Raw genomic sequence first — 12,195 nt, 5'->3', positions numbered from 1 at the left:
GTCCGCTTTTTTGCGGATAAGTATACCTTTTTTTTAAGATCAGCAATATTGAATTTTTAGGTAATCTCAGTATTGAATTGCTCTTTTTTTCACAGGAACCTGATCAAGAAAGAGCTTTGTTGAAGAACAAGATCACCCATCGTTCGAATTGACAATAACATCTTCCCCCAGGATCTTTCTTTGTGTTTCACGTTTTGAGCTTTCAAAACGTTCCTGCATTGCAGGTTTCTTGCTGCCTACCCATTTATCCATTATCACACAGGTTACGAGATCCCCTGTGACATTTACGGATGTGCGACTCATATCAAGGATCCTGTCCACCCCGATAATAAGTGCTATACCTGCAGTTGGTATCCCAACACTGCTCAGTATCATTGCAAGTATCACTATCCCAACTCCCGGTGTGGAAGGTGTACCGATAGAGGCACCCACCACGGTTATCATGACCAGCAGAAGAGCACCAAAACCAAGTTCCACACCAAACACCTGCGCGAGGAAAACTGCTGCTATACTCTGGTAAAGAGCTGTACCATTCATGTTTATAGTTGCACCCAGTGGAATGATAAATTGGGAAATGGAAGGTCTGACACCTAACTTTTCCTCGGCGGTCTTGATGGACAAAGGCATGACAACAGCAGAACTGGATGTTGAGAATGCAAGTAATAATACATCCCTTACAGATCCCAGGAAATCAATAGGACCTTTTCTTGAAATTATGAAAACTATCAGCAGGTAAACGGCAAGTAGCGATAAAAGCCCTAAAAATACAGTTCCCACATAGACCAGCATTCCCAGAAGTGCATCGATCCCGAGATTCAACGTGAACTTGCTGATAAGACCAAAAACAGCTAGCGGAGCAAGCAACATACTCCATCGTACAACTGTCATGCTCACTTCCTGAAGTGAACCCAGCAGATCGAGCAGGGGTTTTGATTGTGTGGGCGACATCGATACCAGAGCCAGCCCTATTATGACAGAGAAAACCACCACCTGAAGCATCTGCCCGGTAGCAAGTGATCCAAGCGGATTCGTAGGCAGGATGGTTGTGACCATAACCGGAATATCTGCAATGGCGGGAGTTGTAAAAGCACCCTCATTGACCTGAGGTATTTCCGATCCCATTGTGCTCTGGACCAGTTCACTGCTGATATAGCTACCTGGTTTTATCATTAAACCAAGAGTAAGACCAATCAGTATAGCAATTGCTGTGGTTGCAAGAAAATATGCAACCGTACGCAACCCGATCATTTTGAGTTGCTCCATGTCCTCACCGGCAGCAATACCCCGGATAATAGATGCAAAAACAAGAGGAACAACTATCATCTGTAATAGCGCCAGGAATATGTATCCTGGTAATGCCAGCCATTCACCGATCGCATATGAAACATTTTGACCTACCATTCCCGTCGATGGTCCAAGTACCAGACCGGTAATAATTCCCAGGAACATCCCAATAAGTATCTTGAGCCAGAGCCTGCCCTTTACGAGCGACTGCAGCTGGAAGCTAAGATATTTCAATGAACGTGGATGTATCAGGGTAAGAGGCTCAGGAATACGGTATCTGTTTGGCATGTTCGTAAATTTAATTGTATGTTTCGTGATTTTAGTTTTTAATTATACGTACATTGCGACCAATCTATACGTAAATCAAAATCTATCTCGTTATAGGTCCCTGTAATAATAGTTGTTTTGTATAATTTAAAACCTTTGAATTTAGAAACAACTGCAATCTAGTAAAAGTTATGAAAAATCATGAAATAAAAAGAAAAGAATGGTGTAAAGGATCCGCAGACCCCATACACTCAAAGTCCCATTCTCGCCAGAGTCGGACTTACTTACGTATAATATTGTTTTACAGTTTTGCAATGATAGCATCGGTCATTCCGCTAAGGGATGCATCTCCACCCATATCGTAGGTAAGATACTTGCCTTCTCCAATGACATCCTCTGTTGCCTTGAAGATAGCATCTGTCTTCCCAACCCAAGCAGAAGCGGAAGCTTTAGCTCCCTAATCACATTGCTTATTTAGATACTAAAAAGCCCCGGCCGAAACCGGGGCTTTCCTTTTGTTTCCACAATAAAATTAAATAGAATCGATAATCCCATTCAAAGTCGCACTAGGTCTCATGGCCTGGGATTTTAACTCCTCATCTGGAGCGTAGTATCCTTTGATATCCATAGCTTTGCCCTGAGCTTCTAACAACTCATTGGCAATCTTCTCTTCATTTTCCATCAGAGCTTTAGCTACAGGTTCAAAAATCGCTTTTAATTCGCTATCTTTCTCCTGATCAGCCAGAGCCTGAGCCCAATACATTGCCAGATAAAAATGAGATCCTCTGTTATCAATCTCATTCACTTTTCGGGAAGGTGATTTTCTGTTTTCCAGAACCAGCTCTGTCGCTTTATCCAATGTTTCTGCTAAAACCAGAGCTTTAGGATTATCAAAACTGTTGCCCAGATGCTCCAGAGAAACAGCTAAGGCCAGGAATTCTCCTAGAGAGTCCCAACGCAGGTGACCTTCCGATTCAAATTGCTGTACGTGTTTGGGTGCCGAACCGCCGGCACCTGTCTCGAAAAGTCCACCGCCATTCATTAGGGGAACGATTGATAGCATTTTCGCACTGGTTCCCACTTCCAAAATGGGAAAGAGGTCTGTCAGATAATCTCTCAAAGCATTTCCAGTCACAGAGATTGTATCTTTGCCCTCTTTAATTCTCTCCAATGAAAACTTGGTCGCTTCAACGGGAGCTTTGATCAATAGTTCCAGGCCATCAGTATCATAATCTTTCAAGCATTTGTTCACTTTTTTAATGAGCTGTGAATCGTGAGCTCTTTTCTCATCGAGCCAGAAGACTGCAGGATTGCCTGTCGCTTTGGCTCGTTTAACGGCCAGCTTGATCCAGTCCTGAACGGGTGCGTCTTTCACCTGACACATGCGGAAGATATCTCCTTCCTCTACCGGTTGTTCAATGAGTGCATTATTGTTGTCATCGATAACTTGAACTTTTCCTGTACCAGTCATCTCAAAGGTCTTGTCATGTGAGCCATATTCTTCAGCTTTTTGCGCCATAAGCCCCACATTGGAAACGCTTCCCATTTTTGATGGATCAAAGGCACCGTGTTTTTGACAGAACTCAATAGTTTCCTGATACACTCCCGAATAAGAGCGGTCTGGAATTATGGCTTTCATATCTTTCAGTTTCCCGTCTGGTCCCCACATGCCGCCTGATGAGCGGATTGCTGCAGGCATGGAAGCGTCGACGATAACATCGCTGGGAACATGGAGATTGGTAATTCCCTTATCGGAGTTAACCATAGCCAATGCCGGTCTCTTGGCATACACAGCTTCTATATCTGCTTTGATTTCAGCCTGTTTGTCTTCAGGCAGATTCTGGATTTTTGTATAGAGATCTCCCAGTCCTTGGTTGGGATCTACACCCAATTCTGAAAGCAGATCACCATATTTATCAAATATCTCTTTAAAGAAGACCTTAACCACATGACCGAAGATAATAGGGTCGGAAACTTTCATCATTGTCGCTTTCAAATGAACGGAGAATAAGACATCTTTAGCTTTGGCATCTTCTATCTGTTCAGCCAGAAATGCCTGAAGCGCTTTTTTGTTCATAACAGCTGCATCAATGATTTCTCCGGTCTGAAGAGGGGCTTTGTCTTTTAATAGTGTTTTATTACCAGCGTCATCTGTAAAGAAAATTCTGAAATTGGTAGCCTCTTCAATTTCAACAGATTTCTCACTGCCGTAAAAATCTCCGCCAGTCATGCTGGCTACATGGGATTTGGAATCGGACTTCCATTCTCCCATGGAATGGGGATGTTTTTTCGCATAATTTTTTACAGCTTTAGGAGCTCTGCGGTCAGAATTCCCTTCTCTCAATACAGGGTTAACAGCACTGCCCTTGGCAATATCGAATTTCGCTTTGATCGCCTTTTCTTCATCATTAGAAGGATCTTCGGGATAATCGGGCAGATCATATCCCTGAGCCTGGAGTTCTGCGACTGTCGCTTTAATCTGGGGAACTGAAGCGCTGATATTGGGTAGTTTGATAATGTTGGCTTCCGGAGTTAAGACCATCCCTCCCAATTCGGAAAGGGCATCGGAAATCTTCTGGTCCTCTGTCAGTCTTTCGGGAAACTGGGCAATGATTCTTCCCGCCAGGGAGATATCCCTCGTTTCCATAGTGATTCCGGCGTTTTTCACATAAGCCTGTACAATAGGCAGGAGCGAACTGGTTGCCAAAGCCGGAGCTTCATCGGTTTTCGTATAAATGATTGTCGATTTCTGTGCCATGTTAATCCTTTTCTCTGTAAATTAATAACATTTTATCGAAGCGAAGCGCTTTATTCTATATAAAAAGACCCCATCCCTTTTTACCCAGGAATTCGTCATTTTGCACAATGATCTCTCCGCGGCTCATTGTCATCTCCGGCCAACCTGTTATTTTCTGGTTTTTATAGGGTGTCCATTGAGCTTTTTCATGAAGTGTCTCTTCGGTAAGTAATTTCTCATTGATCCTGAGCCTTAGCATTATCTTTCCATTTACAGCCTAGATGTATTTCATAAGGAAAGGTCGGGATGAATTCAAGACAACAATCTCACTGCTCATACTGATCTCAACCCTGATAGTATCGCTGGTTCAGGCATACCTCACCATCAACCTCCTTCTAAAATGACAATGTCGCGAAAAGACAGTAACATTATTTGCCTTTACCACATCTATTAACACATGAACATATCACCAAAACTCCCTATCACCGATGAACACATGCACATCGACCCCCGTGCAAAAGGACTGAAAGCTGTCAAAGAGTTCCAGAATGCAGGAGGAACTCACATTATCCTTGTTACAAAACCCACATGGACCATCGGCGTGGAAGTAACAAGACCAGAGGACTACAGGATCGTCTTTGATGAGACCATCGATCTTGCCAGACAGATCAATGAGACCGGCGTCAAGGCATTCCCGGTACTTGGTGTACATCCGGCTGAGATAACTAAACTGACCGAACGCATGGAACTTGACAGAGCTGTTGAGCTTATGAAGAGCGGTCTTGAGATAGCTGCAAAATACGTCGATGAAGGCCTTGCTGTAGGATTAAAAAGTGGACGCCCACACTACCCCGTCTCAGACGAGATATGGGATGCATCCAATGCCATCATGGAACATGGATTCGTGCTTGCAAAGGACCACGACTGTGCGATCCAGCTACATACTGAAAGTGTCGGTGAGCCGGAACTAATTGATATTACTGAAAGGGCAAAAGGAACAGGCATCCGGCTTAATAAGGTGGTCAAACATTATGCACCCCCTCTTGTGAACGTTTGTGAAAAGCTTGGCATCTTCCCGGGAGTGCTTGCAGGCAAAGGAGCCATAGAGCAGGCCCTTGAAGAGGGAACACGGTTCATGATGGAAACCGATTATATCGATGATCCTGAAAGACCGGGGGCTGTACTGGGACCAAAGACGATACCCCGAAGGACATTGAAACTTGTGGAAGAGTACGGGGAAGAACCATTCTGGAAAGTGCACAAGGAGAATGTCGAAGAGGTCTATGAGGTGGAGATCAATATATGAGTGAGATAAGTAATATTATAAAAAAGATAATGGGAGAAGAAAAATCGAAACTGAATGAGATCGATTTTTCTGGAAAATGTTTGGCATCATTATTAGAACCTGATACTTTAGAGATATTGCAAATCGATTCTTTAGAAGATTATGAGGATGAAAAATATAATTGTTACCCATACATAAGAAATATAGAAAGTACAATTGCTATTTACTATTATTTCACAGATAGAAAAATTAAAGATATTGAACTAATAGCACTACTTGAAGATATTAAATGTAATTATGAAAAAGAAATTGATTCTTTTGAAACAGTATTACAACAACTGATATTAAGAGATGTATACCGATACGCAGTCAGCCAACCAATCATGCATCATGAATTTAAATTGGTTATAGATTATATCACTATGAGCATTGACAACCGATCATGGCTGAGAGATAAACAGGCATATTTGAAATGGATCACATATAAAGAAGATCTACTTAGTGAAGAAGAAGAAGCAAAATATTTTAAAAAAATAGAGAGATTCTTCAAAAAATATGATATTGATATGGACTTGATAGATAAACTATGGATGCGATAAAGCAGATAGAATTAAAGAAATATGGTCTAATGGCATGCTAACTTAAAATGCTACAAACTCTGCCTAAAGCACACACAATTCAAAAGAAACCATGTCCCTGAAAAATATAATCGTCAAAGGTGCTAAAGAGCACAACCTCAAGAACATCGACCTCGTCCTCCCCCGTGACAAACTGATAGTAATTACAGGACTCAGCGGTTCAGGAAAATCATCCCTTGCTTTTGATACAATATATGCAGAGGGACAGAGGCGATATGTTGAATCGCTTTCAGCTTATGCAAGGCAGTTCCTGGGCCTCATGGAAAAACCGGATGTTGAGTACATAGAGGGACTTTCTCCTGCGATCTCCATCGAGCAGAAGACCACCAGCAAGAACCCTCGTTCCACAGTGGGAACAGTTACCGAGATATATGATTACCTGAGGCTGCTCTACGCAAGAATAGGCATCCGGCATTGTCCAAAATGCGGGAAGGTAATCGAGCCCCAGAGTGTTGACCAGATCGTTGACAGCATCATGAAAATAGAGGAAGGTTCAAAGGTCCATATCCTTGCACCTCTTGTGCGTGAACGAAAAGGAGAGTACAAGAAGCTGCTCACAGACCTGAGGGGAGAAGGCTTTGCCCGTGCAAGGGTAGATGGTGAGATCATTTCACTCGATGATGCCGAATCCATCGAACTGGGACGCTACTACAAGCACAACATCGAGGTAGTGGTAGACCGGCTTGTCATCAAGAAAGGAATGGAGGAAAGATTATCGGATTCCGTGGAAACCGCACTTGAGAAAAGTGGCGGGACATTGATGGTCAATGTGCTTGAAGGCGAAGAGATGGTATTCAGTGAAAACCTGGCATGTACGGATTGCGGAATTGGTTTTGAGGAAATGGAACCTTCTGCATTCTCTTTCAACAGCCCCCAGGGTGCCTGTGAAGAATGCCATGGGCTTGGCACTTCAATGGAGTTCGACCCTGAACTTATTGTTCCTGACCCCACCCTTACGTTGAGAGAGGGAGCGGTCGAGACCTGGAACAAAAAAGACGGCTACTACATGCAGGCACTGGAATCTGTGGGACAGCGTTTTGGGTTCTCACTGGACATGCCATTCGAGGAACTTGACCAGAAACACAAGGACATCATCTTCAATGGTACCACCGAAATGATCGATTTCGTGCATATCGGTAAGAATGGTGGCATATGGAAGCACAAGGGACGTTTCCGGGGAGTGATCTCAAACATATCAAAGACATATGATAATACAGAGTCAGAGACCACAAAGGACAGGCTCAGGAAGTACATCACCACCAAACCCTGCACAGTTTGTAATGGCAACAGGCTAAAACCTGCCAGCCTTGCTGTGAGCATCAATGACAGTAACATCATTGAGGTCACACAAATGTCCGTAGAGACCTCATTGCATTTCTTTGAAGAACTGGAGCCAACTCTTACCCCTCGTGAATATTCCATTGCAAGGCTGATCCTCAAGGAAATAAAGGCAAGGCTTGGTTTCCTCATGGACGTCGGACTTGATTATCTTACACTGAGCCGCTCGGCAGCGACCCTTTCAGGAGGAGAAGCCCAGCGTATCAGGCTTGCAACACAGATCGGTTCCAGCCTTATGGGCGTGCTGTATATTCTGGATGAACCAAGCATAGGGCTGCACCAGAGGGATAATCTCAGGCTTATTAATACATTAAAACATCTTCGTGACATCGGCAACACAGTAGTGGTCGTGGAACACGATGAAGAGACGATTCTCAATTCAGACCACGTGGTCGACATGGGACCAGGAGCCGGTATCCACGGAGGAGAGGTCGTGGCAGAAGGCACGCCTGAAGAGATTATGGCACATCCGGATTCACTTACCGGCCAGTACATGAGCGGAAAACTTGAGATATCAGTGCCAAAGAAGAGGCGCAAGCCCACAGGCAAACTGCTCCTCAAGGGTGCATCACAGAACAACCTCAAGGGAATCGATGTGGAATTCCCGCTTGGGGTCATGGCCTGTGTCACAGGTGTATCAGGTTCAGGAAAGAGCACACTCATCAATGAGACACTCAACAAGGTGCTTGCCCAGAAACTGCATCGTGCAAGGGACAGACCCGGGAGATACAAGGACATCAAGGGTCTTGACCAGATAGACAAGGTCATCACCATCGACCAGTCACCTATCGGAAGGACACCGCGTTCCAATCCGGCCACATATACTAACCTTTTCACACCTATAAGGGAACTCTTTGCACAGACAAAGATGTCAAAATCACGCGGATACAAGCCTGGAAGGTTCAGCTTCAATGTACGCGGAGGCAGGTGTGAGACCTGTTCAGGTGACGGTATAATCACAATTGAAATGCACTTCCTGCCTGACGTTTATGTGCCCTGTGAGGTCTGCCACGGGAAGCGATACAACCGTGAGACACTTGAGGTCACCTACAAGGACAGAACCATCGCTGATCTACTTGACATGACCGTAGAGGAAGCACTGGAATTCTTTGAGAACATACCAAAGATAAAGAACAAGCTTCAAACACTCTACGATGTTGGTCTTGGTTACATTAAACTTGGCCAGTCATCGACAACCCTGTCAGGAGGAGAAGCACAGCGTGTTAAGCTCGCAACAGAGCTTAGTAGGCGTTCTACCGGAAAGACAGTTTACATTCTTGACGAGCCCACAACGGGACTTCATTTTGACGATGTGAACAAGCTTCTTGATGTGCTCCAGCGACTTGTGGATGCAGGCAATACGGTCATTGTGATAGAACACAACCTTGATGTTATCAAGACAGCAGACTGGGTGATCGACCTGGGTCCTGAAGGTGGAGAACGTGGTGGCAATATCATTGCTAAAGGTACACCCGAGAAAATAACAAAGAGCAAGGCATCCTATACAGGCGAATTCCTGAAAAGAGTGCTCAAAAAATAAGTTGAAAAACTTAAAAATGGTGGATCTCCTCAACATTGAGTGGGTAACTTAATTTATTTCCATTACCTTTCAAACGTCATGGAATTCAAAGAAATAATGCAAATCGCAATCGAATGGCCAAAAAGACCAAATCATAATTAAAGGATTGTGCAGGGAGATAATCTAGAATTGCGAATATTTGCTTGTAGGACGGTGAAATTACCCACACGATCTTAAAGAGAACCAAAATGGTTAAAAAAATTAAAGGGTTAAAAAAGGATATCTGACCTGAAAGTCAGATATCATGGCCTTCAAAACAGGAAAGACAGACCATCTTTCCATCTTTTACGCGAAGACGTGTTTCCATTGTCTCCTCATCACATTCTGCACATGCTATGGAACGATATACCATCGCTTTTTCAGGCGGCTCTATGTCAACTTTTGTTGCAGTGAACAGTTCATCGGCCGGAATGTCAAGAATTGCAAGACCCCTTTCAGCATGCCTTTTCTTGAACTCTTCCATTTCTTCATCCGTAGCAGTGCCATTTCTTACTTTGGGGAAGAGCTCATTGTAACGTGGATCTTCCCGACGCTGACGCGGATTTATTGATATTCGTAGTGCTTCGCGCTCTCCCCTTTTGAAGAAAGTATAAACATGCTTTCCAAGATCTTTTAAGACAAGGTTTCCTTTTCCAAAGGTGCAGCCATTAATCACCTGAATGGCATCCACGCTGCATGACTTGTTCTCAACGACGACCACAAGCTCCTCATCCTCGGAACGGTCCTTGAACTGCTCGGCTGCATAGGTTGCAACCCTGTAACCAATAACAAGTCCGGGGCACAGGTGCCCATGGAACTTTACTGCATCTTCCAGTTCCATGATCTCACCTTAGAACTGGCTTCTGATCTTTGCAGCTACGTTCTCGACCTGTTCCACAGCAGTACCGATATACCTGTCAGGGTTCACAAGGTCTGTGATATCGGATTCACTGAGGTATTGTGTAACTTCCGGCTTGCCAAGAAGAACATCTTTAAGGTGCATTCCGGACTCATGCGCCTCCATTGCAGAGCTTCGGACGATCTCATGAGCTTCCTGCCTGCCGACACCACGCTTTGCAAGCTCGATCATGACAGCCTCACCCATGTTAAGACCACGCAGAAGATCAAGGTTCTTGCGTATATTCTCAGGATAGAACCTGAGGTTCTCGATAACACCAATAGCCAGTTTGAGAAGGTGGTCTGTCAGCACACAGCTTTCAGGGAAAACGACCCTTTCGCATGAGGAGTTTGTAAGATCACGTTCGTCCCAGAGAGTATTATTCAGCAGTTCAGGCTCGACCATTGAGCGAACGATACGTGCCAGACCACTAATCTGCTCTGACTTGATAGGATTCCTCTTGTGAGGCATTGTGGAAGAACCCACCTGTTTCTTCCTGAAGCTCTCCTCGACCTCTGCGATCTCGCTTCTCTGGAGAGAACGGATCTCCACAGCGATCTTGTCCAGGGTTGTTACTGTGTTCGCCATCCACATGACGAATTCTGCATGGCGGTCACGCTGGATGATCTGGTTTGAAACATCAACGCTGCCAAGACCAAGATATTCCATCGCGTACTTCTGTATCTCAATGCCATCTTTTCCGAATGCTGCCTGTGTACCTACAGCCCCGGTCATCTGACCTACCAGAAGACGTGGTGTAAGCTGGCCCAAACGCTCAAGGTGCCTTGCCATCTCGCTTGCCCAGATAGCAAACCTGAGACCATATGTTGTTGGCACACCGATCTGACCATGTGTCCTTCCAGCACAGACAGTGTTCTTGTGCTCTTCTGCTTTTGTAAGTAAGACATCCAGAAGTGTACGTACCTTATCCTCAAGAATAGCAACAGCATCCATCATCTGAAGAGCAGTAGCTGTATCCAGGATGTCGTTGGATGTTGCACCAAAGTGCACCCACTTAGCAGCATCCTCTGTACACTGCTCGGAGATCGCAAGAACGATAGCCATCATATCATGGTGGATCTCATCTTCTATCTCTGTGACCCTTTCCAGTTTCACATGATTTATGCTTTTCTCGATCTGTGCTGCAGCTTCGGTAGGAACGATCCCGATCTTTGCTTCGGCTTGTGAAAGTGCTGCTTCGGTCTTTAAGAGCTTTTCAAGGCGATTTGCCTCACTCCAGACATATTTCATTTCGTCCGTACCGTAACGATATTCAATAGGATGGATTGCCATATCTTTTGGTCTCCTTGGATTGTGAAACTAAATTTACCAATGAACTATATGGGGTACATAAACAACAAACCCATAAATAAGCTTTGAGCATGGAAGCCCATTCTGCTTTAGAATGAGACACTTAAGGACCATAAGAAAGCAATGTTTATCTATTGATAGACACCATAAATTATATTATAAACAGGGGGAAGTAATCGTGGAAAAATTACATGTGTTTCTTGAAAAGCTCGACAACAATGAGTTTACGAATAAGGATATAGACTTGCTTCTGAAACAGATGGCAGAAGATTCGAAACAGGGCATCATTGCAATGACAAAGGATGACAGGCAATGGTTAGAAACATACGCATTCGGTCTGCAGCAATTTGAAGTGATGTGTAGCAAGAACCCATCAAAAATGAGAGCCGGCGACTGGAGGCAGGCTGTTGATGATTTCAGCAAGGTCAGATTCTTCGTAGATGACATGGAAGAAAGAGATATCGTTAAAAATGTATTCTGGAACGTGGAAGGAATAGTTACGTTCGACATTCCTGATACCATCGGCTACAGGAATTTCATTTATTGCAGGATAAAAAGCTATCTTGAAAAACTCTACAAATTGTAAAAAATAAGGCCGGACGATTTGATATAAATTATAATAGAACGGGCCTGCCGGGAATCGAACCCGGGTTCTAAGCTCCGGAGGCTAAAGTGATATCCACTACACTACAGGCCCATTGTATAAAGATATGCCATCAGGTTAGTAACAACGATAACTGACTGTACGATAACCCGATTATTATATTATTGTTTTGGAATAGAGACTTGAGAGATAGACACATACTCACAAAATGCATAATATAAAAGGCACTTCAAACAACACATAATAAACATTATAGAATGTAGTAGAAGGTTTTC

General features: G+C 44.0%; 9 protein-coding genes and 1 tRNA gene. 4 read left to right on the top strand and 6 right to left on the bottom strand.

Annotated elements, in window-relative coordinates; translation table 11 throughout:
• Positions 1-132: 132 nt before the first annotated feature.
• From E7X56_RS04020 to E7X56_RS04005, 3 genes are all read right to left on the bottom strand, one after another.
• Positions 133-1,572 carry a dicarboxylate/amino acid:cation symporter gene (locus E7X56_RS04020; protein ID WP_135605087.1) on the bottom strand — a complete coding sequence of 480 codons (1,440 nt, stop codon included), beginning with the start codon at positions 1,570-1,572 and terminating at the stop codon, positions 133-135.
• A gap of 511 nt (positions 1,573-2,083) precedes the next feature.
• The gene (locus E7X56_RS04010; protein ID WP_135605085.1) at positions 2,084-4,309 is read right to left on the bottom strand and encodes an NADP-dependent isocitrate dehydrogenase; all 2,226 of its coding nucleotides are present in this window, start codon (positions 4,307-4,309) and stop codon (positions 2,084-2,086) included.
• A 55-nt stretch (positions 4,310-4,364) separates the two neighbouring features.
• Positions 4,365-4,547 carry a hypothetical protein gene (locus E7X56_RS04005; RefSeq protein WP_091688710.1) on the bottom strand — a complete coding sequence of 61 codons (183 nt, stop codon included), beginning with the start codon at positions 4,545-4,547 and terminating at the stop codon, positions 4,365-4,367.
• Between the two features lie 198 nt (positions 4,548-4,745).
• Here E7X56_RS04005 and E7X56_RS04000 point away from each other — a divergent pair, with 198 nt between their 5' ends.
• The 3 genes from E7X56_RS04000 (at position 4,746) to uvrA (ending at position 9,089) form a co-directional block, all read left to right on the top strand.
• Positions 4,746-5,594: a TatD family hydrolase gene (locus E7X56_RS04000; protein ID WP_210409240.1), complete on the top strand. Its 849-nt coding sequence runs from the start codon at positions 4,746-4,748 to the stop codon at positions 5,592-5,594.
• Positions 5,591-6,172 (top strand): hypothetical protein, encoded by a 582-nt coding sequence (locus tag E7X56_RS03995; RefSeq protein WP_135605083.1) that lies wholly within the window; start codon positions 5,591-5,593, stop codon positions 6,170-6,172. The genes E7X56_RS04000 and E7X56_RS03995 overlap by 4 nt, the downstream gene beginning before the upstream one ends.
• 91 nt (positions 6,173-6,263) lie before the next feature.
• Positions 6,264-9,089, top strand: a complete 2,826-nt coding sequence (gene uvrA, locus E7X56_RS03990; RefSeq protein WP_135605081.1) for an excinuclease ABC subunit UvrA — start codon at positions 6,264-6,266, stop codon at positions 9,087-9,089.
• Between the two features lie 274 nt (positions 9,090-9,363).
• Here the strand turns inward: uvrA and E7X56_RS03985 are convergent, their stop codons facing one another.
• Together E7X56_RS03985 and purB are read right to left on the bottom strand one after the other, a co-directional pair.
• Positions 9,364-9,948 (bottom strand): FmdE family protein, encoded by a 585-nt coding sequence (locus tag E7X56_RS03985; RefSeq protein ID WP_135605079.1) that lies wholly within the window; start codon positions 9,946-9,948, stop codon positions 9,364-9,366.
• 9 nt (positions 9,949-9,957) lie between these two features.
• Positions 9,958-11,298, bottom strand: a complete 1,341-nt coding sequence (gene purB / locus E7X56_RS03980) for an adenylosuccinate lyase (protein WP_135605077.1) — start codon at positions 11,296-11,298, stop codon at positions 9,958-9,960.
• Positions 11,299-11,494: 196 nt separating this feature from the next.
• Between purB and E7X56_RS03975 the strand changes: the two genes are divergently transcribed.
• Positions 11,495-11,902, top strand: a complete 408-nt coding sequence (locus E7X56_RS03975) for a hypothetical protein (protein WP_135605075.1) — start codon at positions 11,495-11,497, stop codon at positions 11,900-11,902.
• Positions 11,903-11,941: 39 nt separating this feature from the next.
• On the opposite strand, the gene E7X56_RS03970 is transcribed toward E7X56_RS03975, so the two are convergent.
• Positions 11,942-12,013: transfer RNA gene (locus E7X56_RS03970), tRNA-Arg, on the bottom strand.
• Positions 12,014-12,195 lie beyond the last annotated feature (182 nt).

Source organism: Methanococcoides sp. NM1, from assembly GCF_900774285.1.
Classification (GTDB): Archaea; Halobacteriota; Methanosarcinia; order Methanosarcinales; family Methanosarcinaceae; genus Methanococcoides; species Methanococcoides vulcani.
This window is presented reverse-complemented; position numbering and strand designations above follow the sequence as displayed.

Bases quoted from the DNA above. Each gene is read 5' to 3' on its own strand.
- purB (WP_135605077.1), bottom strand. From the start codon at position 11,298: ATGGCAATCCATCCTATTGAATATCGTTACGGTACGGACGAAATGAAA.
- E7X56_RS04010 (WP_135605085.1), bottom strand. From the start codon at position 4,309: ATGGCACAGAAATCGACAATCATTTATACGAAAACCGATGAAGCTCCG.
- uvrA (WP_135605081.1), top strand. From the start codon at position 6,264: ATGTCCCTGAAAAATATAATCGTCAAAGGTGCTAAAGAGCACAACCTC.
- E7X56_RS04020 (WP_135605087.1), bottom strand. From the start codon at position 1,572: ATGCCAAACAGATACCGTATTCCTGAGCCTCTTACCCTGATACATCCA.
- E7X56_RS04000 (WP_210409240.1), top strand. From the start codon at position 4,746: ATGAACATATCACCAAAACTCCCTATCACCGATGAACACATGCACATC.
- E7X56_RS03985 (WP_135605079.1), bottom strand. From the start codon at position 9,948: ATGGAACTGGAAGATGCAGTAAAGTTCCATGGGCACCTGTGCCCCGGA.
- E7X56_RS04005 (WP_091688710.1), bottom strand. From the start codon at position 4,547: ATGCTAAGGCTCAGGATCAATGAGAAATTACTTACCGAAGAGACACTT.
- E7X56_RS03995 (WP_135605083.1), top strand. From the start codon at position 5,591: ATGAGTGAGATAAGTAATATTATAAAAAAGATAATGGGAGAAGAAAAA.